We start from the raw sequence: 21,403 nt of genomic DNA, 5'->3' as shown, positions 1-21,403 counted from the left end.
TGACGAGTGTCAGTGTGCATCCCCGCAGTGACGGGATTGCGCTAACACCTGCATCAGTCAATCAGGCCACCACCTTAGCTGCCTTGAGCTGAGCGATCTGCTCAGTGCTGTAACCCAGTTCCGCCAGCACTTCACTGGTATGTGCACCTAGGGTTGCGCCGATATGCCGGGGCACAGGCAAGCCGCTGGAGAATTTGATCGGACAGGCGATCTGCGTCTGCGGCGCGTTGCCTGCACGCGGCACCTCGGTGACCAGACCGCGCGCCTTGATCTGCGGATGTTCGACCGCTTCACTGAGGTTGAGCATCGGCTCGACGCAGGCATCCAGGCCGGCAAATACCTGACTCCACTCGGCAAAGTCGCGTTTCTCGAACTCGATTTCAATCTCACGTTTAAGCGCTTGCTGATCCTCCGGCTTCTGCGACAGCCCGCGCGCAGCCAGTTCGGGGCGGCCGATGGCGGCGCAGAACTGCTGCATAAACTGCGGCTCCAGGCTACCGACCGAGAACCAGCGGCCGTCGCGGGTGCGGTAGTAGTCGTAGAAACTACCGCCATTCAGCGCCTGGTTTTCCATCGCCGGTTCCACTCCAGCGGCCAGATAGCCCGCGCCGGCCATGCCGTGCAGGCTGAAGGCGCAGTCGGTCATGCTGATATCCACCTGCTGCCCCTGCCCCGTGGCCTGACGCTGGATCACCGCCGCCAGCAGGCCGATCACCCCGTGCAGGGAGCCGCCAGCAATATCCGCCGCCTGAATGCCCAGTGGCAACGGCCCGGTTTCACGGCGCCCGGTGTAGCTGGCGATACCGGCCAGGGCCAAGTAGTTGATGTCATGGCCTGCGCGGTCCTTGTACGGGCCGCTCTGGCCGTAACCGGTGATCGACACGTAGATCAGCTTCGGGTTGATTGCCTTGAGCGCTTCGTAACCGACGCCGAGTTTGTCCATCACCCCAGGACGAAACTGCTCCAGCACGATGTCGTACTCGGCCACCAACTGCTTGACCATCTCCACCGCTTCAGGCTTTTTCAGGTCTAGAGCAATGCAGCGCTTGTTGCGGTTGAGGTAGGCGTGACTGGCCGATACGCCGCCGTCATGCGGCGGCAGTACACGCACCAGATCCATGCGCGAAGGCGACTCGACCCGCAGCACCTCCGCGCCCATGTCGGCTAGCAGCAGCGAGGCAAACGGCCCGGGCAACAGGGTGGAGAAATCCAGCACTTTCAGTGACGACAACGGGCCTTGCATGACAGCTCCTCAGGGATCTCAATCCCGTAGCCCGGATGCAATCCGGGGAATATCAACAGGCTCCCGGATTGTATCCGGGCTACTAAGCGCTCACTGCCAATGCAGCGGCTGCTTGGCATCCAGCTCACTGAGCTGATCGGCAAAGCGAGCTTCCAGTTCATTGCGGCGAATTTTCATGGTCGGGGTCATGCAGCCGTTGTCCACGGTCCAGGCCTCACGTACGAGCACAAAGTGACTCACCCGCTCATGCGCTTGAAGCTGCGCATTGAGCTGCTGCAAGGTCTGCTGCAAGTCCGCGGTGACTTGCTCACGCGATTGCTCGCGGGCCGCCGGCGACAGCTCGATCAGCGCCAGTGGCTGGTCCAGGTTGCTGCCCATCAGGCAGACCTGCTCGACCCAAAGGTTCTTGGCAATCTCACCCTCAATCGGCGCCGGGGCGATGTACTTGCCCTTGCTGGTCTTGAAGATGTCTTTCACACGCCCGGTGATTTTCAGGTAACCGGCCGCGTCGACCTCGCCCTTGTCGCCGGTGTGCAGCCAGCCATCGGTAATGGTTTCGGCGGTTTTCTCCGGGTCCTGGTAATAGCCCAGCATCAGGCTCGGGCAGCGCAGGAGGATTTCGCCATTCTCGGCGATGCGCAATTCATTACCCGGCATCGGCCGGCCCACGGTGCCGAAACGTACCTGCCCCGGCCGGTTGAAACAGCCATAGGCCAGGTGCTCGGTCATGCCGTAGCCCTCGCAAATGGTGATGCCGATGCTCTGATACCAGTCGAGCAAGGCACGTGGAATCGCCGCCGCGCCGCTGACCAGAATGCGTGCACGATCCAGGCCCAGGCCCTTGCGAATCTTGCGCGCCACCAGGCCACCAATCAGCGGAATACCCAGCAACCGCGCCAGCTTGGGCTGCGGCAGTTTCTCCAGCACGCCCTGTTGAAAACGCGTCCATAGCCGTGGCACGGAGAAGAACACGGTTGGCCGCACATGGCGCAGGTCGCTGGCAAAGGTTTCCAGTGACTCGACAAAGGCCACCCGTCCACCGCTGTAAAGCGCATTCATCTCCACCAGAAAACGCTCGGCGGCATGCGACAGCGGCAGGTAGGAGAAATACTGATCCTGCTCGGTAATCTGCAGTTCCTTCACCGAGCGCCCGCCGGCAATGGCAAAGGCCTTGGCCGAGAGCATCACACCCTTGGGCTGGCCGGTGGTGCCGGAGGTATAAAGAATGCTCAGCAACTCATCCGGTAACTGCGAATGACCATCGCATAACGGCTGGTGCGCTACCAGCAAGGCATGCCAGCCGTGATTGGCCTCGATGGTCGGGTACGGCATGGCGATACGCATGACCTCGGACGGAATACCCGGCGCGAGCTTGGCCGGCTCATCCAGTTTGCCGAGGAAGATCGCCTTGCACTGCGAATGGCGCAGCACATAGTCGATGCTTTCCGCCGACTGCAACGGATACAACGGCACGCTGATCAGCCCGGCGAGCATGATCGCCAGATCGGCGATGATCCACTCGGCGCAGTTCTTCGCCAGCAACGCCACCCGATCCCCCGGCGTACAGCCCAGCGCATGCAAGGCCGTGGCCATTCGCCGCGCCTGGTCGTCCACCTGAGCCCAGGTGAAGTCATGCCACTGGCCGTTTACCGGCTGGCTGAGCCAGACCGCATCCGGGCGTTTTTCAACCCAGAGCGCCAGGCGCTCCAGGGGCAGTTGATCGGTCATCGCAATCCCTCGTTCTTATTGTTGTACCGACGTGAACGTTAGCGTTTGAACAGCTTCCCTCGGTAAAAAATATCCTACGGCCTAAAGGCGAAGACCCCGATAAACCGCCGGGATCGGCAGGTGGTGGCTCGTGCGCTACAACTTCATGCCGCGGCTGATGATCTCCTTCATGATCTCCGAGGTACCGGCGAAGATGCGCTGGATGCGCGCGTTCGCGTACATCTTGCAGATCGGGTATTCCCACATATAACCCCAGCCGCCGTGCAGTTGCACGCCTTCGTCGACCACCTTGCACAGCAGCTCGGTGGTGAACAGCTTGGCCTCGGCGGCCACTTCCGGGGTGAGTTTCTTCTCGTTGTGGTCGGTTACGCAGCGGTCGACAAATACCTGCGCCACGTCGATCTGCGTGCGCATTTCGGCCAGCTTGAAACGGGTGTTCTGGAAGTGCGAAATCGGTCGATCGAAGGCCTTGCGCTCCTTCACGTAATCGATGGTGGTCTGCAACGCCGCCTCGGCCGCCGCCACTGCACCGCAGGCGTTGGTCAGGCGCTCCTGGGCGAGCATGTTCATCAGGTAGAAGAAGCCGCCCTTGGCATCGCCCAGCAGGTTGGCCTTGGGCACCTTGACATTATTGAAGAACAGCTCGGCCGTGTCCTGACTCTTCATGCCGAGTTTTTCCAGGTTCTTGCCGCGTTCGAAACCTTCCATACCGCGTTCAACCAGGAACAGGCCCATGGCATGTTTGTTATTTGGGTCGGTCTTGGCAGCCACGATCACCACATCGGCCAGCAGGCCGTTGGAGATAAACACCTTGGAACCGTTGAGTACGTAATGGTCGCCCTGATCCACCGCACTGGTGCGCATACCGGCCAGGTCGGAACCAGCACTCGGCTCAGTCATCGCCACCGCCAGAATCAGATCGCCGCTGATGATGCCGGGCATAAAACGCGCCTTCTGCTCGGCATTGCCGTACTCAGCGATATAGGGGCCGCACAGTGCGGAATGCAGCGGCAACATAAAGCCCGGCTCGTTAATCTTCGCCAGTTCCTCGCACATGATCTGCTCATAGCGAAAATCCTTGAGCCCGGCGCCGCCGTACTCCTCATCCGCCCAGGGCAGCAGAAAGCCCATGTCGCCGGCCTTCTTCCATACCTCGCGGCTGACCACGCCGGCGGCTTCCCACTCATCCTGATACGGGACCACTTCCTTTTTCAGAAAGGCGGCAAAAGCGTCGCGGAACATGTTGTGTTCGGTGTCGAAAATAAGGCGCTGCATGCGGGTGTGCTCCCTGAGCTGAAGTCGTGCAGCAGGTTAGGCCCCACGCCCCCGCCGCCTCAATGACCCATGCGCTCAGCCTGGATTGACCCAATCGCTCGACCGGCTTGTCGGCGGCGCAGTGAGCTGCCTACCATCGGCGTACTTTCAAGGAGCCGTCATGCGCGAACGCACCATCGCCAGCCACTTTGTCCGCGCCGCCTTGCGCGGCGCCGAGCGCCAGGGCCACGACTGCACGCCGCTGCTGCGCCAACTGGGCATCCAACCCGCCCTGCTTGATGAGCCACGGGCCCGCATCGCCCCCGAGCAATTCGCCCGCCTGATGCAACTGCTCTGGGAAAGCCTCGACGACGAATACCTGGGCTTTGGCCGCCTGCGCAGCAAACGCGGCACCTTCGCCATGATGTGTTACGCCATCATCCACTGCCATTCACTGGAAAAAGCCCTGGGTCGTGGCGCGCTGTTCTACAGCCTGTTCCCGGAAGCGCCGGCTATCAGCATTCAGCGCGAAGGCGACTGGGCACGCCTCAGCGTGGACGACTCCACCCTGTGGGATCCCGACCACTTTCTGGTGGAAAGCCTGCTGGTGATCTGGCATCGATTGGGCAGTTGGCTGATCGGCCAACGCATCCGCCTAGAAGAAGCCACCTTCACCTACAGCCAACCCACCCACGCAGGCGAATATGAACTGCTATTCCCCTGCACCCGGCGCTTCACGGCCGGGCGCACCAGCCTGCTGTTCCATGCGCGCTACCTGGCCATGCCGCTGCTGCAGGACGAACGCACCCTCAAACAGTTCCTCCAACACTCCCCCGCCGACTTGCTGGCCCGCCCGGATGGCGGCGACAGCCTGATCAGCCAAATCCGCCGCCTGCTCGGCCGTGACTGCAGCAACTGGCCAGACCTGGATGCCGTTGCCCAGCAACTGCATATGAGCCCACAAACCCTGCGCCGGCACTTGCGTGAGGAAGGCTCGAGTTTTCAGGAATTGAAAGACCATCTGCGCCGCGACTTGGCGATTTACCACCTGGGGCGCGATGAGTTAGCGATTCAGGATATTGCAGAGCAGCTGGGGTTTTCCGAACCGTCGGCGTTTCATCGGGCGTTTAAGAAGTGGACGGGGCTGACACCGGGGGCTTATCGGGCGCAGGAGGGGTAAGGCTGAGGTGCAACACAACCACCGCGAGCAGCACGGCTCCACCGGCACCGACGTCGAATTGATCCGCGATCAAATCCTGGCGCACCTCGCTTGATCTCAGGAATCAAATGGAGAAAGAGCGCTTCTGCCTAGGTTAAGTGTCCATTAGTAGAAAGCCATATTGCTTGCACGAACGAATTCAGTTCAGGCTTGAAAATCAAGAAGAATTGCAGCCGTATTTGAGAAAAAGGGAAGAGTCAATGAGCACGGCATACCTCACAAAACCAAATGAGTTCAGCCATAAGTTTTTGTTAAAAGGGCAATATCAACCTACCCGCGAAGACATCATGCTTTTCCCGCAACGCTTCGAAGCTATAAAAGCATCAACTTTTGAAAGTATGCTTCTCTTTAACACCATTAATTTTAAAGTGGTCGGAGAAAATATCCCGCTCGCGGTTCTAGCTACAGAGATAGGGACTAAAGGGATTGAAGAACTAATAGATCAAGAAGCGCTGCGATTCACTCACTGGACCCCAATGATTCTACATTTCGTGGGAAATATACCTGGAGTGTATCCACTGGCATCTGGGCGCCATAGATCAAAGGCTCACAACGACCCCGAGGAGTCAATTTCATTAGGACTCAATGCGCTCGCACAGAAGTTAAATAAAAAAGAACGGAAAACTTTAATTAGAAAGGTCAGAGACCTGTACGAGTACGCAGAGGACAACATAGAACACAAATCCAAAGACTATGTCCTATCAGCTTTCGACTCCAACAAGCTTTCTAAGCTCGGATTAGACAAAGAAATACACGACATATACCAACTCCCAAGCCATTTAAAAGAAAAACTATCCAAGTGCGCCGAAGAACTGCTCGAATACAAGCACATAACAAACGCGAAACTAACTTCAACCGACAGCATTGGCAGTCACATCTTACTTAATGAATGCATAAACAAGATAATAAAAATAAATCACCCCGAAGCATTCTCAAAAATAATTGAAATTGAAAACTTCCCCGACCTGAGAAAAGTCTATTCCAACATAAGCGCCCCTCTTAGACAGGCTGTAAAAATAAGAAGCAATAAAAACACTAGAAAATTCCGCTCTTGGCTTGACGAGACCGTCGAAAACAACGAACTCAGCGAAATTTCAAAAGCCTATATTGACGCAGTAGCAAACAAGAAGGGCTTCTTTGATAGCCACGCTGGAAAACTCACTAAAACGACAGTCATGGCTCTCGCTGGTGCTGGAGTAGGTGCAATTACAGGGCCAGTCGGGCTAGCGGTCGGTGGAACGATCGGCGCACTCGTGGCACCTGCAGCTGACATAGGTTTCGATCTTGTAGACGAGTATGTCCTTAGCGGCCTGCTGAAAGGGTGGTCTCCTCGGATGTTTATCGAGGAGCTTCGCAAGCTAAATATTAAAATCGAACCTTCGATTTAGCGAACTAGGCATATATCTGGAGCTCCGTCGTCAGTAGGAAAAGGGAACAGGCTTATTTTCTCCGTCGCCTATTTCTACCGGTTTCGCCCTTACGGCGAGTTACTTTCTCTTTGCTTGTGCAAAGAGAAAGTAACCAAAGAGAAAGCACACCCGACATCCGGGTTTCGCTTCGCTCAACTTCCCTCGCTCCGGCGCTGTTCCGAGGGTCGTCACGGTGGGCCATCCCTGGCCCATCGTTCCTCGTTTGGCATCCATGCCAAACGCCCCTCTACACAACACCTCCACTCGGCCTCCTGACGGGCCCCGGACGCGCGCTTGTGAGATTTCATCAAGTTCGAACACAGCAGCGTCTGTTTCTAGTTCGTAGGATGGGTTGAGCAATGCGATACCCATCAAATCGTAGTGGTGGAAAACGCTTCGCGGTTTTCCACCCTACAAGTGGCAACGCGGCCGTTGCTTTTAGTTACCCCACGCAAAACGTGCAGACGACGCCAAACGCCCCTTCAGGAGGGTGAACAGAATCATTGCGGAAGGGGTTGAGCGACATGGATGTCGCGAGAGCCGCGATGGGCCAGGGATGGCCCTTCGCGGCGGGCCCCTGGAGCAATGATTCTGTTCACGAACCCTGCCGCAGGCAGGGCCGGATGTCGGGGCAAGCGTTTTTGGTTACTTTTTCCGCGACTGGAAAAAGTGACTCGCCCGTAAGGGGCGAAACCAAAACCCAAAATCACCCCGCTAATGACCTTTCCGCAGAACCCGAACAAGAACCGTCAACAGCAGAAAAAACTCGCGGCTAAAGCCCCTCCTACAGGCTGACGTCGGCCCTGATAGGAAAAGTACCGAACCCTGACCGGTAGGCGGGCTCTAACGACTATCGCTACTGGAGGAAACGTCTAATGAGCCAACTACCCGAGCCCGTTCTGCAGGCCATACAACGCGGCGATCACGACCAGGCCATTCGTATGCTTAGCCTGAACCAGGGCATCAGCCCGGAAGCAGCGCAAGAACAGATAAATACCTACCTCGAAGAAAACCCACCAATTCGCCTACGCGGGGCCGGTATCGTTGGCCTGAGCAGAACAAATGCCCTGATCTGGCTGGGACTGATCGCGCTGATGGTGGTGGTTTACCTGGTGCTGGCGAGCTACAGAGCGCATTAATCTGAGCCGAAGCAGCTCGGCGAATTTGCATCGGGTTAGCCCCGCAGCTCTACAACTGCTCGCGTATTCGACGCGAAACGCACATACAACGCCTGCCCTCTTATAGCTTGTGCGCGCTGACTCCAGCCGCGACAAACAAAGCCGCTAGCACGGCGAACATCGGCAACCAACCCGGCACAGAACAGCGCCCGGGTCGCGCGCCGGTAGGCGGCAGTGCCGTGCATCAGGTGCGCAGAGGAATCGGCAGCAGACATCGGCAGGCTCATAAAAAGACTCTAAATCGGCCGTCCTTGCAGATAGCACGTAGCCAGCTGGCTGGTTTTTGCGCAGCGGGCATAGCCGTTGTGCGTGCGCGAACAAATACCGAGGTAAAGCCATCCGTCTTGATTCAGATCAACGCCACTATCCATATCAAGAGTAGGGTCTAACCTGATTGCTATATCTGAATGGAGTCAGCCGCCATGACCACCGATAACGACAAAAGCGTGCAGAAAAGCAAGGAGACCCGCCTTTTTCTGTTTCTTGTCGTCTGCTTTTTTCCCCTGCTGTCCATCGCCCTGGTCGGTGGTTACGGCTTCTTTATCTGGTTTATGCAGATGCTTCTCGGCCCGCCCGGACCGCCCAGCTAATCCTCCTTTTCACAGAACCTGCTCACGATCTCGCGAGCTAGAGCACTACAAGGCAAAAACAAGCGAGGAAGCGGAGTTTACTGGTGTAAATGAGCATGCCGACTGGGCTCGCACCCGAGCTTGTTTTTAACGCAGTAGGGCCGACGCGCAGCAGATCGTGGACAGGTTCAACTTGGAGCCACGGAATATGGCCACACCCCTGCATATCGCCAGCCTGCTGGTACACGCCCGCCCTGAGCTGTTCGAGGCGGTAAAAGCCAATCTGCATCTACTTGACGGTGTGGAACTGCATCAGCAAAGCCCACTGGGCAAGCTGGTGGTGGTGCTGGAAACCGTAAATGAACAGCAGATCCTTGAGCGCATCGAGCAGATCAGCAATCTGCCGGGCGTACTTAACGCCGCGCTGGTCTACCACGAAGTACTCAGCCCCGAGGAAGCCGCCGAATGAGCATAACCCGCCGTCAATTCGCCAAAGCCAACGCTGCCGCCATTGCCGCCGCAGCGGCTGGCCTGCCGATCGCCACTTCGGCCAGCAACCTGATTACCGAAGCGGACATGACCGCGCTGAACTGGAACAAGGCGCCCTGCCGCTTTTGCGGCACCGGCTGCAGCGTGATGGTGGCGACCAAGAACAACCGCGTGGTGGCCACCCATGGCGACGTCAAGGCCGAGGTCAATCGCGGTCTGAACTGCGTTAAAGGCTATTTCCTGTCGAAGATCATGTACGGCGTCGACCGTCTGACCGAACCGCTGCTGCGCATGAAGAACGGCGTGTACGACAAGCAGGGCGAGTTCCAGCCGATCAGCTGGGAGCAGGCCTTCGACATCATGGAGCTGAAGTTCAAGGAAGCCCTGAAGAACAAAGGCCCCGAGTCGGTGGGCATGTTCGGCTCAGGACAATGGACCATCTGGGAGGGCTATGCGGCCAACAAGCTGATGAAAGCCGGCCTGCGCAGCAACAATATCGACCCCAATGCGCGCCACTGCATGGCCTCGGCGGTGATGGGTTTTATGCGCACCTTCGGCGCCGATGAGCCGATGGGTTGCTACGACGATATCGAAGCGGCCGACGTGTTTGTGCTGTGGGGCTCGAACATGGCCGAGATGCACCCGATTCTCTGGAGCCGGGTCACCGACCGCCGCCTCAGCCACCCGCAGACCCAGGTCGCGGTGCTGTCGACCTTTGAGCACCGCAGCTTCGAGCTGGCCGACATCCCCATGGTGTTCAAGCCGCAGACCGATTTGCTAATCCTCAACTACATCGCCAACCACATCATCGAAAGCGGCGCGGTAAATCAGAGCTTCGTCAGCCAGCACACCAAGTTCGCCAAGGGTGCCGACGACATCGGCTACGGCCTGCGTCCCGATCACCCGCTGGAAATGCAGGCGAAGAATGCCGCCACAGCCAACACCTGGAGCGATATCTCCTTCGAGCAGTTCGCGGCCTTCGTCAAACCCTACACCCTGGAGCGCACCGCCAAGGAAACCGGGGTGCCGGCCGAACGCCTCAAGGCTCTGGCCGAGCTGTATGCCGACCCCAAGCGCAAGGTCATGTCGTTCTGGACCATGGGCTTCAACCAGCACACCCGTGGGGTGTGGGCCAATAATCTGATCTACAACATCCATTTGCTCACCGGCAAAATCAGCGAGCCGGGCAACAGCCCGTTCTCGCTCACCGGGCAACCCTCTGCCTGCGGCACCGCGCGCGAGGTCGGCACGTTCTCCCATCGCCTGCCGGCCGATATGGTAGTGACCAACCCCAAGCACCGCGCCACGGCGGAAAAAATCTGGAAGCTGCCGGCTGGCACCATCCAGGAGAAGGTCGGTTTTCACGCCGTGCAGCAGAGCCGCATGCTCAAAGACGGAGTGCTCAACGTGTACTGGACCCAGGCCAGCAACAATATGCAGGCCGGACCCAACATCATGGGCGAGGTGCTACCGGGCTGGCGCAACCCGGATAACTTCGTGATTGTCTCCGACGTTTACCCGACCGTTTCCGCCCAGGCCGCCGACCTGATTCTGCCCAGCGCCATGTGGGTGGAAAAGGAAGGCGCCTATGGCAACGCCGAGCGTCGCACGCAGTTCTGGCATCAGTTGGTGACTGCGCCCGGCGAAGCGAAATCCGATCTGTGGCAGCTGGTGGAGTTTTCCAAGCGCTTTACTACCGATGAAGTCTGGCCTGCCGAGCTGCTGGCCAAGTCGCCGCAACACAAGGGCAAGACGCTGTACCAGGTTCTGTTCGCCAACGGCCAGGTCGATCAGTTTCCCAGCGAGCAGATCGAGGCCGGTCATATCAATGATGAGTCCAAGGCCTTCGGCTTCTATCTGCAAAAAGGCCTGTTCGAGGAATACGCCCAGTTCGGCCGTGGCCACGGCCATGACCTCGCCGACTTCGACCGTTACCACAGCGAGCGTGGTATGCGCTGGCCGGTGGTCGACGGCCAAGAAACTCGCTGGCGCTACCGCGAAGGCCTCGACCCCTATGTGGAAAAAGGCAGCGGCGTACAGTTCTACGGTTACCCTGATAAGAAGGCGATCATCTTCGCCCTGCCCTACGAGCCGCCCGCCGAAGCGCCGGACGCCGACTACCCGTTCTGGCTCAGCACCGGTCGGGTACTCGAGCATTGGCACACCGGCAGCATGACCCAGCGTGTCGAAGAGCTGCACAAGGCCGTACCCGACGCCCTGGTGTATATGCACCCGGACGATGCCAAAGCGCTTAACGCGCGGCGCGGCAGCGAAGTCAAAGTGATCAGCCGACGCGGTGAAATGCGTGCGCGCATCGAAACACGCGGGCGCAACAAACCGCCCCAGGGCCTGGTGTTCGTGCCGTTCTTCGACGCCAACAAGCTGATCAACAAGGTCACCCTGGACGCCACCGACCCGATCTCCAAGCAGACCGACTACAAGAAGTGTGCGGTGAAGATCGAACTGATCAGCGTGGCCTGAGGAGAACCCTGATGAATATTCGCCTACTGCCTCTCCTGCTGCTGGCCGCATTCGGCATTGCCGTGGCTGCCGAGCTCAATTACCCGCTGGACGCACCCGCGCCGGATGGCCGCCGCCCAGGCGGCACCATCAGCCAGAGCCTGCCGGCCCCTGCCATCGCCAATGAGGAAAACAAGGATCTCAAACGCGAACGCAACTACCCCGAACAGCCGCCGACCATCCCGCACAGCATCAGCAGCTACCAGATCGACAAGAACGGCAACAAGTGCCTGACCTGCCATAGCCGCGCTGGCAGCGCACGCAGCCAGGCGCCGATGATCAGCATCACCCATTACATGGACCGCGATGGCCAGGCCCTGGCGGCGGTGTCGCCACGGCGCTACTTCTGCAACCAGTGCCATGTCTCGCAAAACGAGGTGCAACCGTTGGTGGGCAACAGCTTCGAGAACATCGACACGCTGTTGCAGAACGAAGCCACTGCCCCGGCAAAGCCCTGAGGAGGCGTCATGAAGTCATTGCTTGCCCTGCTCAAGGACTACTGGCGCATCTTGCGTCGCCCGAGCGTGCATTACAGCCTGGGCTTTCTCACCCTCGGCGGCTTTATCGCCGGGATCATTTTCTGGGGCGGCTTCAACACCGCGCTGGAGGCCACCAACACCGAACAGTTCTGCATCTCCTGCCATGAGATGCGCGACAACGTGTACGTCGAGCTAAAGGACACCATCCACTACACCAACCGCTCCGGCGTACGCGCCACCTGCCCGGATTGCCATGTGCCGCACAAGTGGACCGACAAGATCGCGCGCAAGATGCAGGCCTCCAAAGAGGTGTGGGGCAAGATCTTCGGCACCATTAACACCCGCGATAAGTTCCTCGCCCACCGCCGCGAACTGGCCGAACACGAATGGGCGCGGCTAAAAGCCAACGACTCGCTGGAATGCCGTAACTGCCATAACTTCGAGTTTATGGACTTCACCCGCCAAGGCCAGCGGGCCAAACAGATGCACTCCACCGCCCTGGCCAGCGGCGAAGCTACGTGCATCGACTGCCACAAAGGCATCGCCCACAAGCTGCCCGATATGAGCGGCGTACCGGGCTGGTAGCGCACACGTTAAGCAGCGCGAAGGATGGTCGCTGTAAATAGCGCCCATAAAAAAACGGGAGCCCAAACGGGCTCCCGTACTCATTCTCAGAGAAATGCCGGAACAAGCCTCACGCCTGCGTCAGCTACAACCTCACCTGCGTCCCCGAAGAAACGCATGCCGCAGTGTGGCAAAAAAGCCTGGACGACTTCGTTTAGCTTTGTTGCCGCTTTGCAAAGAAATGTAAACGCCCGCGCCGGCTGGCCGTACAAACCGCCGCGCGGCAGAATAGACCGATGAATACAGCCTACTTGCCATCCTGCTGCAGCCCGCTGAATGACCACTGGCCACTGCCGCATGCGCTGCCGGCGGTGCAGCTGATCAGCACACGCTTTAGCCCCGAGCTGCTGGATGCAGAGGATTTCAGCCGCTGCGCCGTCGAGCCGGTGCGCGGCGTGGCCAAACGGCAGACCGAATATCTGGCCGGTCGGCTGTGTGCGCGTGAGGCATTGATGCGTTTGACGGGCATTTCCGCCACGCCGGCCTGCGGTGAAGACCGTGCGCCGCAGTGGCCACTAGGCATGGTCGGTTCGATCACCCACGGCAGCGGCTGGGCCGGCGCCGTAGTGGGTAACAGCACGGACTGGCGCGGCCTGGGCCTGGACATCGAGCAGATCATGCCAGCCAGTCGCGCCGAACGCTTGGCAGCGGAAATCCTGACGCCCTCTGAACTGTTCCGCCTGGAAACCTTACCGAACGAACAGCGTGCCCAACGCATCAGCCTGATATTTTCGCTCAAGGAAAGCCTGTTCAAGGCGCTCTACCCGCAGGTGCTGCAGCACTTCTACTTTCAGGATGCCGAGCTGCTCAGCGTCGACGCCGACAATAACGTGCGTATGCGTCTGCTGATTGACCTGCATGCGGACTGGCCCGCTGGCAGTGAGCTGGCAGGCCAATTCGCCGAGTTCGACGGTTATCTGCTGAGCCTGGTCAGCATCCCGCGCTGATCTGTCGAGCGTGGCAGCCCAAAGCGCTAGGCAAATCCGCTAAACTCGGCCGATTGCCGTCTGGAGTGCCCTATGCGCGAAGATTTGAATCAAGGCCTGATCGAGTTCCTCAAGGCCTCGCCAACCCCTTTTCATGCCACCGCCAGCCTGGCTCAACGTCTTGAAGCGGCCGGTTTTCAGCACCTGGACGAGCGCGCCAGCTGGCACACCGAGGCCGGCGGCCGCTACTACGTGACGCGCAACGACTCCTCGATCATCGCCTTCAAGCTAGGCAAGCGCGCGCCACTGGAAGGCGGTATCCGCTTGGTCGGCGCACACACTGACAGCCCGTGCCTGCGGGTCAAGCCGCAACCAGAACTGCAGAAGCAGGGGTTTTTCCAGCTCGGCGTTGAGGTGTATGGCGGTGCCTTGCTGGCGCCCTGGTTCGACCGCGACCTGTCGTTGGCCGGTCGTGTCACGTACCGCCGCGATGGCAAGGTGGAAAGCCAGCTGATCGACTTCCAATGCCCGATTGCCGTGATTCCCAACCTGGCCATTCACCTCAACCGTGAAGCCAATCAGGGCTGGGCAATCAACCCGCAGAGCGAGCTGCCGCCAATCCTCGCGCAGCTATCCGGCGATGAACCGGCGGATTTCCGCGCGCTGATCACCGATCAACTGGCACGCGAACACGACTTCAGCGCCGATGCGGTGCTCGATTACGAACTGAGCTTCTATGACACCCAAAGCGCTGCAGTGATTGGCCTGAATGGCGACTTTATCGCCGGCGCGCGCCTGGACAACCTACTGTCTTGCTACGCCGGGCTGCAGGCGCTGCTGGCAGCGCCGGATGAAGAAAGTTGCGTGCTGGTGTGTACCGACCACGAGGAAGTCGGTTCCTGCTCGGCCTGCGGCGCCGATGGCCCGATGCTCGAACAGGTGCTGCGCCGCGTGCTGCCGGACGGTGATGCCTTTGTGCGCACCATCCAGCGCTCGCTGCTGGTCTCGGCCGACAACGCCCACGGCGTACACCCCAACTATGCCGACAAACATGACGCTAACCACGGCCCCAAGCTCAACGCCGGCCCGGTGATCAAGATCAACAGCAACCAGCGCTACGCCACCAACAGCGAAACCGCCGGGTTCTTCCGTCATCTATGCCTGGAAAATGAAGTGCCGGTGCAGAGTTTCGTTACCCGCAGCGACATGGGTTGCGGCTCGACCATCGGCCCGATCACCGCCAGCCAGCTGGGCGTACGCACCGTGGACATCGGCCTGCCGACCTTCGCCATGCACTCGATCCGCGAACTGGCAGGCAGCCATGATCTGGCGCATTTGGTGAAAGTGCTGACGGCGTTTTACGCCAGCGCTGAGCTGCCGTGACGCTCATTATCTAAAAGCTCACGATATTGTAGGGTGGATGAAAAAGCACCATCCGCCCTCCGCTGTTACCGTCACTCCGGCACCTCGACGCTCACATGCAGAGCGTCGTGGCGCCAGAACTCCAGATCGCAATCAATCAGTCGGCCATGCTGGTCGCGGTTGATCCGCACAATGCGCAGCGCGGGGCTGCCCACCGCTACTTTCAATGCCGATGCGGCTTCGCTGTGCAACGCTGTGGGCACCATATCAAACCGCACCCGGCCGTAATGAATGCCATATTCGCTGGCATACAACTCAGTCAGTGAGCGGGTCAGGTCGAAATCCAGGATGCCGGCGAAGTAATTCGGATTGAGGTAGTGCTCGACATACAGCACCAAACGGCCGTCGATACGCCGGGCGCGGCGGATCTGATAGACGCTGGAGAGTGCCGGCAAAGCCAGTAGCTGGCAGATCTCAGCGCTGGCCGGAATCAGTTTGGCGCTCAGCACTTGGGTGGCCGGCACCCGCCCCTGCTCGCCGACCATGGCGTGGAAGTGGCTGCGCACCAGCGGGTTGTAGGCCACCCGCGGCGGCGAAACAAACCAGCCGCGACGCTCCTCGCGATAGATCAACCCCTGAGCCTCAAGCTGGCCCAGCGCCTCACGCAGGGTGATGCGCGTGGTATCGAATACCTCGCTGAGCTTGCGCTCGGCCGGCAACTGACTTCCCGACGGCAACAGACCGTGTTCGATCTGCTCTTCCAATGCCCGGCATATAGCTGTGACTGCCCGCGGCGCTTCATCGCGCATCAAGACCTCCAAAATTGGACTAGTCCAGCCCCATTTCGGGGCATCAACATGTGAATGCAGCAGTAAAAACCATGTTTCAAGTTTAAGCAGTCTTGATGACCACGCCATGACAACTTTCTTTCAGCGCCAGTAAAAGCTGATAAAACTTGGCCTGCACGCCATACATGACTGAATTTGTTCATGGTCTACGCTAGTGGTGCGCCAGTTTGTGCAACCCGGCTCGAGCCGGTAAATGACCAACGTACATAAAACTGTCATTTAACAAGCCTAAATTGGCCTGGGTCTTGCTGATCTAGACCAGAACTTTTCACTGCACGCACCTCAATCGCAAAGGAGTTTCCAATGAAACAACTGCTGCTGGCTTCACTGATGGGCTCAGCCATCGCCCTGGCCACCTCGGCCATGGCTGCTGAAACGGATTTGCAAGCACTGGAAAAGGCCGCGCGCGCTGAAGGCGCGGTGAACAGTGTGGGCATGCCGGACAGCTGGGCCAACTGGAAAGACACCTGGGCCGACCTGAACAAACTGTATGGCTTGAAGCATATGGATACCGACATGAGCTCGGCCCAGGAAATTGCCAAGTTCGCCGCTGAAAAAGACAACGCCACCGCCGATATCGGCGACGTCGGCGCGGCCTTTGGCCCCATCGCCGTGCAGCAGGGTGTTACCCAACCCTACAAGCCAAGCACCTGGGAACAGATTCCAACCTGGGCCAAGGACACCGACGGCCACTGGATGCTCGCCTACACCGGCTCCATTGCCTTTATCGTCAACAAGCAGCTGGTCAAGGATATCCCGCGCTCCTGGGCTGATCTGAAAGAGGGCACCTACAAAGTCTCTGCCGGTGATGTCAGCACCGCCGCACAAGCCGTAAACGGTGTACTGGCTGCCGCCATCGCCATGGGCGGTAATGAAAGCAACGTGCAACCGGCGCTGGATTTCTACGGCGAGCTGGCCAAACAAGGCCGTCTGTCGCTGGCCAACCCCACCATCCAGACCCTGGAAAAAGGCGAAGTGGAAGTGGGCGTGGTATGGGACTTCAACGGCCTGAGCTACCGCGACCAGATCGACCCAAGCCGCTTCGAAGTGCTGATTCCTTCCGATGGTTCGGTGATTTCCGGCTACAGCACCATCATCAACAAGTGGGCGAAAAACCCCAACGCGGCCAAACTGGCGCGTGAGTACATCTTGAGTGACGCCGGCCAGATCAATCTGGCAAAAGGCAACGCCCGGCCTATCCGTGCCGAGCACCTGACCCTGCCAGCCGAAGTACAAGCCAAGCTGCTGCCGCAGGAGCAATACGCCAAGGTTCAGCCGATCAAGGATGCTGCTGCCTGGGAAGCCACTTCAAAGGCACTGCCGCGTCTGTGGCAGGAACACGTCATCATCAATATGAACTAATGCAATCTGGCCCCGGATACACTCCGGGGCCGATTCGGTTGCTAAGGCTTTCAATCATGTCGCACAACGTCATCCTCGTGGTTCTGGATGGCTTGAGCTATCAGGTGGCTCAGCACGCGCTGGGGCATCTGCAGGCTTACTGCCAGGCTGGACGCGCCGCGCTGTACAAGCTCGACTGTGAACTCCCGGCCCTGTCACGCCCGCTGTATGAAGCGATTCTGACCGGTGTTGCGCCCATCGACAGCGGCATCGTCAATAACGATGTCTCGCGCCTGTCGACCCAGCGCAGCATGTTCCACTACGCCCGCGACGCTGGGCTGATTACCGCTGCGGCGGCCTATCACTGGGTCAGCGAGCTGTATAACCGTTCGCCATTCAAAGCGGCGCGCGACCGTCACACGACAGACGCCAACCTGCCGATTCAGTACGGCCACTTCTACTACGCCGATCATTACCCGGATTCGCACCTATTTGCCGATGCGGAAAGTCTACGCCTGCGCCATGCGCCCAACCTGCTGCTGGTGCACCCAATGAATATCGACGACGCCGGCCACAAGCACGGCCTCGACAGCGCGCAGTACCGTAACAGCGCGCGCATGGCCGATGTGTTGTTGGCCGAATATATTCAGCCCTGGCTCGATGCCGGCTACCAGATTCTGGTGACCGCCGACCACGGCATGAACAACGATCGCAGCCACAACGGCCTGCTGCCGGAAGAACGCGAAGTGCCGCTGCTGGTACTTGGCAGCGCCTTCAGCCTCAACCCCAACGCCCAGCCGAAACAGCTGGAGTTGTGCGGCACGGTCTGCGAGCTGCTCGGCGTGGCCCACGACAAACCTGTCTGCCGGGAGCTCCTCGCATGATGTCTGCCCTGCGCGGCAAATGGCTGGCGCTGCTGTGCCTGCTGCCTTTTGCCCTGTTCTTTATCGCCTTTCAGATCGCCCCGCTGCTCTGGGTGGCCAGTAACAGCCTGCAAACGACTGAAGGCTGGGGCCTGGGCAATTTCCAGCAGGCCTTCTCCTCACCGTTCTACCGCCAGGCGATGCGTCACAGCCTTGAAGTGGCGTTCTGGTCGAGCCTGATCGGCATCAGCATTGCCATTCTCGGTAGCTACTCGCTGCGGCAAGTCGACAGCAAGCTGCGCGACTTCGTCATGGCGTTTTCCAACATGACCAGCAACTTCTCCGGGGTGCCGCTGGCCTTCGCCTTTATCATCCTGTTGGGGTTTAACGGCGCACTGACCATCCTGCTCAAGCAGGCGGGGATCATCGAGGATTTCAACCTCTACTCGAAAACCGGCCTGATCGTGCTGTACACCTACTTCCAGATTCCCCTGGGTGTGCTGCTGCTCTACCCAGCCTTCGACGCCTTGCGTGAAGACTGGCGCGAATCGGCTGAATTGCTCGGCGCGAGCAACTGGCAGTTCTGGCGGCATATCGGCTTGCCCGTCTTGACCCCCGCGCTGCTCGGCACCTTTGTGATTCTGCTGGCCAACGCTCTCGGCGCCTACGCCACGGTGTATGCGCTGACCACTGGCAACTTCAATATCCTGCCGATTCGGATTGCCGCCATGGTTTCCGGCGACATCTTCCTCGACCCGAATATGGCCAGTGCCCTGGCGATGATTCTGGTTGGCCTGATGACCCTGATCACCATCGTTCACCAATGGCTGCTGCGCCGGAGCTACCATGTCCCACGCTGAAAAACGCTCGCCGCTGTTCCACCAGTTGGTGGTCTACAGCCTGCTGCTGATCCTTTTGCTGCCGCTGCTCGGCACCCTGCTCTACTCGTTTTCCACCAGTTGGTCGGCCAGCGTGCTGCCCAGCGGGCTAACCTTAAAGTGGTACCTGGCACTGTGGAGCGATGCACGCTTCCTCGCTGCGTTTGGCCGCTCGCTGCTGGTCTGCCTGGCTGCTTTGGCGCTGTCGCTGGTGCTGATTCTGCCGCTGCTGTTTGTGGTCAGTTACCACTTCCCCAAGCTCGATGCGGTAATGAACGTGCTGATCCTGCTGCCGTTCGCCATCCCGCCAGTGGTGTCCTCGGTCGGCTTGATGCAGTTGTTCGCCGGCGGCCCGCTGCCAATCCTCGGTACGCCGTGGATTCTGATTGGCTGCTTCTTCACTATCGCCCTGCCGTTTATGTACCGAGCCATCAGTAACAACCTGCAGGCGATCAACCTGCGCGACCTGATGGACGCCGCCCACCTGCTCGGTGCCAGCACATGGCGCGCGGCCTTTATGGTGGTGCTGCCTAATCTGCGCAAGGGCTTGATGGTCTCGGTATTTCTCTCCTTCAGCTTCCTGTTCGGTGAGTTTGTGTTCGCCAACCTGCTGGTCGGCAGCCGCTATGAAACCCTGCAGGTGTACCTCTACAACATGCGCAACGACAGTGGTCACTTCACCAGTGCGTTGGTGATTTCCTACTTCATGTTCGTGCTGCTGATGACCTGGGCGGCCAACAGCCTGAATAAGGACAAGTCATGAGTTATCTGAGTATTCAAGGCCTGCACAAGCGCTACGGCGATACCGCAATCTTCAGCGATATCAACTGCGAGATCGCCAAGGGCGAATTCATCACCCTGCTCGGCCCCTCTGGCTGCGGCAAATCCACCCTGCTGCGCTGCATCGCCGGCTTAACCGGAGTGAATGGCGGACAGATTCTGCTCGACGGTGAGGACCTGGTGCCCGTTGCCCCACAAAAGCGCGGCATCGGTATGGTATTCCAGAGCTACGCGCTGTTCCCCAATATGACCGTGCAACAGAACGTCGCCTTCGGCCTGCGCATGCAGAAGGTCAAAGGCAGCGAAGCCGAGCAGCGGGTCAAGGAAGTGCTGGAGCTGGTTGAGCTGAATGACTTCGCCGGCCGTTACCCGCAGCAACTGTCCGGCGGCCAGTGCCAACGCGTGGCTCTGGCCCGCTCGCTGGTCACCCGCCCGCGCCTGCTGCTGCTCGACGAGCCGCTGTCAGCGCTGGACGCGCGGATTCGCAAGCACCTGCGCGAGCAGATCCGCAGCATCCAGCAGGAGCTGGGCCTGACCACCATCTTCGTCACCCATGACCAGGAAGAAGCGCTGGTCATGAGCGACCGTATCTTCCTGATGAACGCCGGCAAGATCGTCCAGAGCGGCGACGCGGAAACCCTCTACACCGCCCCCGCCGATGCCTTTGCCGCCGGGTTTATCGGCAACTACAACCTGCTCGACGCCGATACCGCCAGTCGCCTGCTGCTGCGCCCGGTCAACAGCCGCGTGGCAATCCGCCCGGAGGCCATCCAGATTGGCGCCCTGGGCAGCATCGAGGGGCAGATCCGCAGCCATCGCCTGCTCGGCAACGTGATCCGTTACCGCATCGAGGCGCGCGGCGTCGAACTGCTGGTGGACGTGCTCAACCGCTCCCCGGCGGACCTGCACGCCAGCGGGCAACGCATCAACCTGAACATTGAAGACAACGCAATCTGTGAGGTGGCCTGATGGCCCTGGCAATTTTCGACCTGGACGAAACCCTGATCGGCGGCGACTGCGCCAGCCTGTGGACCCAGGAAATGGTCAAGCTCGGCTGGGCCGACGCCGACAGTTTTATCGCCCATGAACAGGAGCTGATGCGCCAATACGCCGCCGGCAGCCTGGCCATGGAAGACTACATGGCCTTTACCTTGTCGCCCCTGGTGGGTCGCACGCCGGAAGAAGTCGCCCACGTGGTCGAGCCGTTTGTCGAAGACGTGATCGAGCCGATTTTCTACAGCGACGCCACCCGCTGCCTGGCCAACCACCGCGCCGCCGGTGACCGGGTGCTGGTGATTTCCGCCTCGGCGCACTTTCTGGTCAGCGCCGTCGCCGCACGTTTGAAGATCGAGGAAGTGCTGGCCATCGACCTGGAAGTTCAGCACGGCCACTACAGCGGCCGTACCCAGGGCGTCATGACCTACCGCGAAGGCAAGGTCACGCGCCTGCGTGATTGGCTGCAAGAGCACGGCGAAGCCCTCGACGGCGCCTACTTCTACTCCGACTCACGCAACGACCTGCCACTGCTGCAGGTGGTCGACAAGCCCTATGTGGTCAACCCAGATCCTACTCTGCTTGCGCACGCCCAGCAGGCCGGTTGGCCGGTCCTTAACTGGCGCTGATTGAGGCTGGATGTGGCGCGTAGGCCTGTCTACAGGCTATAACGCGTCACCTCACCGCCATGCGCCTGATT

20 protein-coding genes are annotated in these 21,403 nt (G+C 59.5%); 16 read left to right on the top strand and 4 right to left on the bottom strand.

Annotated elements, in window-relative coordinates:
- Positions 1-61: 61 nt before the first annotated feature.
- From BLO50_RS12235 to BLO50_RS12225, 3 genes are all read right to left on the bottom strand, one after another.
- Positions 62-1,243, bottom strand: a complete 1,182-nt coding sequence (locus BLO50_RS12235) for a CaiB/BaiF CoA transferase family protein (protein WP_090253055.1) — start codon at positions 1,241-1,243, stop codon at positions 62-64.
- A 90-nt stretch (positions 1,244-1,333) separates the two neighbouring features.
- Positions 1,334-2,971 (bottom strand): AMP-binding protein, encoded by a 1,638-nt coding sequence (locus tag BLO50_RS12230; RefSeq protein ID WP_090253052.1) that lies wholly within the window; start codon positions 2,969-2,971, stop codon positions 1,334-1,336.
- Positions 2,972-3,106: 135 nt separating this feature from the next.
- Positions 3,107-4,246, bottom strand: a complete 1,140-nt coding sequence (locus BLO50_RS12225) for an acyl-CoA dehydrogenase family protein (protein ID WP_090253048.1) — start codon at positions 4,244-4,246, stop codon at positions 3,107-3,109.
- Between the two features lie 160 nt (positions 4,247-4,406).
- Between BLO50_RS12225 and BLO50_RS12220 the strand changes: the two genes are divergently transcribed.
- The 10 genes from BLO50_RS12220 (at position 4,407) to BLO50_RS12175 (ending at position 15,021) form a co-directional block, all read left to right on the top strand.
- Positions 4,407-5,405, top strand: a complete 999-nt coding sequence (locus BLO50_RS12220; RefSeq protein ID WP_090253046.1) for an AraC family transcriptional regulator — start codon at positions 4,407-4,409, stop codon at positions 5,403-5,405.
- 239 nt (positions 5,406-5,644) lie between these two features.
- Positions 5,645-6,832, top strand: a complete 1,188-nt coding sequence (locus tag BLO50_RS12215) for a glycine zipper 2TM domain-containing protein (RefSeq protein WP_090253042.1) — start codon at positions 5,645-5,647, stop codon at positions 6,830-6,832.
- A gap of 896 nt (positions 6,833-7,728) precedes the next feature.
- On the top strand, positions 7,729-7,992 hold the full coding sequence (locus BLO50_RS12210; RefSeq protein ID WP_090253039.1) for a hypothetical protein: 264 nt from the start codon (positions 7,729-7,731) through the stop codon (positions 7,990-7,992).
- Positions 7,993-8,453: 461 nt separating this feature from the next.
- Complete coding sequence (locus BLO50_RS12205) at positions 8,454-8,621, top strand: periplasmic nitrate reductase, NapE protein (RefSeq protein WP_090253037.1); 168 nt, start codon at positions 8,454-8,456, stop codon at positions 8,619-8,621.
- Positions 8,622-8,808: 187 nt separating this feature from the next.
- Positions 8,809-9,069: a chaperone NapD gene (locus tag BLO50_RS12200; protein WP_090253034.1), complete on the top strand. Its 261-nt coding sequence runs from the start codon at positions 8,809-8,811 to the stop codon at positions 9,067-9,069.
- Complete coding sequence (gene napA, locus BLO50_RS12195; RefSeq protein WP_090253032.1) at positions 9,066-11,570, top strand: nitrate reductase catalytic subunit NapA; 2,505 nt, start codon at positions 9,066-9,068, stop codon at positions 11,568-11,570. Before BLO50_RS12200 ends, napA begins: the two co-directional genes overlap by 4 nt.
- A gap of 11 nt (positions 11,571-11,581) precedes the next feature.
- Complete coding sequence (locus tag BLO50_RS12190; protein ID WP_090253029.1) at positions 11,582-12,067, top strand: nitrate reductase cytochrome c-type subunit; 486 nt, start codon at positions 11,582-11,584, stop codon at positions 12,065-12,067.
- Between the two features lie 9 nt (positions 12,068-12,076).
- Positions 12,077-12,673 carry a cytochrome c3 family protein gene (locus BLO50_RS12185; protein ID WP_090253028.1) on the top strand — a complete coding sequence of 199 codons (597 nt, stop codon included), beginning with the start codon at positions 12,077-12,079 and terminating at the stop codon, positions 12,671-12,673.
- Positions 12,674-12,948: 275 nt separating this feature from the next.
- Complete coding sequence (locus BLO50_RS12180) at positions 12,949-13,659, top strand: 4'-phosphopantetheinyl transferase family protein (RefSeq protein ID WP_090253025.1); 711 nt, start codon at positions 12,949-12,951, stop codon at positions 13,657-13,659.
- Between the two features lie 72 nt (positions 13,660-13,731).
- Positions 13,732-15,021, top strand: a complete 1,290-nt coding sequence (locus BLO50_RS12175) for a M18 family aminopeptidase (RefSeq protein WP_090253023.1) — start codon at positions 13,732-13,734, stop codon at positions 15,019-15,021.
- A 71-nt stretch (positions 15,022-15,092) separates the two neighbouring features.
- Here the strand turns inward: BLO50_RS12175 and BLO50_RS12170 are convergent, their stop codons facing one another.
- The gene (locus BLO50_RS12170; RefSeq protein WP_090253020.1) at positions 15,093-15,809 is read right to left on the bottom strand and encodes a UTRA domain-containing protein; all 717 of its coding nucleotides are present in this window, start codon (positions 15,807-15,809) and stop codon (positions 15,093-15,095) included.
- A gap of 342 nt (positions 15,810-16,151) precedes the next feature.
- Between BLO50_RS12170 and BLO50_RS12165 the strand changes: the two genes are divergently transcribed.
- From BLO50_RS12165 to BLO50_RS12140, 6 genes are read left to right on the top strand one after another with little or no spacing between them, the layout of a single operon-like run.
- On the top strand, positions 16,152-17,210 hold the full coding sequence (locus BLO50_RS12165) for an ABC transporter substrate-binding protein (protein WP_090253018.1): 1,059 nt from the start codon (positions 16,152-16,154) through the stop codon (positions 17,208-17,210).
- Positions 17,211-17,266: 56 nt separating this feature from the next.
- A complete protein-coding gene (locus BLO50_RS12160) occupies positions 17,267-18,073 on the top strand; it encodes an alkaline phosphatase family protein (protein WP_090253015.1) in 807 nt (268 codons plus the stop codon).
- Positions 18,073-18,912 carry an ABC transporter permease gene (locus tag BLO50_RS12155; RefSeq protein ID WP_167354468.1) on the top strand — a complete coding sequence of 280 codons (840 nt, stop codon included), beginning with the start codon at positions 18,073-18,075 and terminating at the stop codon, positions 18,910-18,912. The genes BLO50_RS12160 and BLO50_RS12155 overlap by 1 nt, the downstream gene beginning before the upstream one ends.
- A complete protein-coding gene (locus tag BLO50_RS12150) occupies positions 18,899-19,693 on the top strand; it encodes an ABC transporter permease (protein ID WP_090253010.1) in 795 nt (264 codons plus the stop codon). The genes BLO50_RS12155 and BLO50_RS12150 overlap by 14 nt, the downstream gene beginning before the upstream one ends.
- Complete coding sequence (locus BLO50_RS12145) at positions 19,690-20,679, top strand: ABC transporter ATP-binding protein (protein ID WP_090253009.1); 990 nt, start codon at positions 19,690-19,692, stop codon at positions 20,677-20,679. The genes BLO50_RS12150 and BLO50_RS12145 overlap by 4 nt, the downstream gene beginning before the upstream one ends.
- The gene (locus BLO50_RS12140) at positions 20,679-21,332 is read left to right on the top strand and encodes an HAD family hydrolase (RefSeq protein WP_090253007.1); all 654 of its coding nucleotides are present in this window, start codon (positions 20,679-20,681) and stop codon (positions 21,330-21,332) included. The genes BLO50_RS12145 and BLO50_RS12140 overlap by 1 nt, the downstream gene beginning before the upstream one ends.
- Positions 21,333-21,403 lie beyond the last annotated feature (71 nt).

The organism is Pseudomonas peli (genome assembly GCF_900099645.1).
GTDB lineage: Bacteria > Pseudomonadota > Gammaproteobacteria > Pseudomonadales > Pseudomonadaceae > Aquipseudomonas > Aquipseudomonas peli.
This window is presented reverse-complemented; position numbering and strand designations above follow the sequence as displayed.

What these genes read in the sequence shown, in the direction of transcription:
- BLO50_RS12235 (WP_090253055.1), bottom strand. Translation starts at nt 1,243, where the DNA reads ATGCAAGGCCCGTTGTCGTCACTGAAAGTGCTGGATTTCTCCACCCTG.
- BLO50_RS12230 (WP_090253052.1), bottom strand. Translation starts at nt 2,971, where the DNA reads ATGACCGATCAACTGCCCCTGGAGCGCCTGGCGCTCTGGGTTGAAAAA.
- BLO50_RS12225 (WP_090253048.1), bottom strand. Translation starts at nt 4,246, where the DNA reads ATGCAGCGCCTTATTTTCGACACCGAACACAACATGTTCCGCGACGCT.
- BLO50_RS12220 (WP_090253046.1), top strand. Translation starts at nt 4,407, where the DNA reads ATGCGCGAACGCACCATCGCCAGCCACTTTGTCCGCGCCGCCTTGCGC.
- BLO50_RS12215 (WP_090253042.1), top strand. Translation starts at nt 5,645, where the DNA reads ATGAGCACGGCATACCTCACAAAACCAAATGAGTTCAGCCATAAGTTT.
- BLO50_RS12210 (WP_090253039.1), top strand. Translation starts at nt 7,729, where the DNA reads ATGAGCCAACTACCCGAGCCCGTTCTGCAGGCCATACAACGCGGCGAT.
- BLO50_RS12205 (WP_090253037.1), top strand. Translation starts at nt 8,454, where the DNA reads ATGACCACCGATAACGACAAAAGCGTGCAGAAAAGCAAGGAGACCCGC.
- BLO50_RS12200 (WP_090253034.1), top strand. Translation starts at nt 8,809, where the DNA reads ATGGCCACACCCCTGCATATCGCCAGCCTGCTGGTACACGCCCGCCCT.
- napA (WP_090253032.1), top strand. Translation starts at nt 9,066, where the DNA reads ATGAGCATAACCCGCCGTCAATTCGCCAAAGCCAACGCTGCCGCCATT.
- BLO50_RS12190 (WP_090253029.1), top strand. Translation starts at nt 11,582, where the DNA reads ATGAATATTCGCCTACTGCCTCTCCTGCTGCTGGCCGCATTCGGCATT.
- BLO50_RS12185 (WP_090253028.1), top strand. Translation starts at nt 12,077, where the DNA reads ATGAAGTCATTGCTTGCCCTGCTCAAGGACTACTGGCGCATCTTGCGT.
- BLO50_RS12180 (WP_090253025.1), top strand. Translation starts at nt 12,949, where the DNA reads ATGAATACAGCCTACTTGCCATCCTGCTGCAGCCCGCTGAATGACCAC.
- BLO50_RS12175 (WP_090253023.1), top strand. Translation starts at nt 13,732, where the DNA reads ATGCGCGAAGATTTGAATCAAGGCCTGATCGAGTTCCTCAAGGCCTCG.
- BLO50_RS12170 (WP_090253020.1), bottom strand. Translation starts at nt 15,809, where the DNA reads ATGCGCGATGAAGCGCCGCGGGCAGTCACAGCTATATGCCGGGCATTG.
- BLO50_RS12165 (WP_090253018.1), top strand. Translation starts at nt 16,152, where the DNA reads ATGAAACAACTGCTGCTGGCTTCACTGATGGGCTCAGCCATCGCCCTG.
- BLO50_RS12160 (WP_090253015.1), top strand. Translation starts at nt 17,267, where the DNA reads ATGTCGCACAACGTCATCCTCGTGGTTCTGGATGGCTTGAGCTATCAG.
- BLO50_RS12155 (WP_167354468.1), top strand. Translation starts at nt 18,073, where the DNA reads ATGTCTGCCCTGCGCGGCAAATGGCTGGCGCTGCTGTGCCTGCTGCCT.
- BLO50_RS12150 (WP_090253010.1), top strand. Translation starts at nt 18,899, where the DNA reads ATGTCCCACGCTGAAAAACGCTCGCCGCTGTTCCACCAGTTGGTGGTC.
- BLO50_RS12145 (WP_090253009.1), top strand. Translation starts at nt 19,690, where the DNA reads ATGAGTTATCTGAGTATTCAAGGCCTGCACAAGCGCTACGGCGATACC.
- BLO50_RS12140 (WP_090253007.1), top strand. Translation starts at nt 20,679, where the DNA reads ATGGCCCTGGCAATTTTCGACCTGGACGAAACCCTGATCGGCGGCGAC.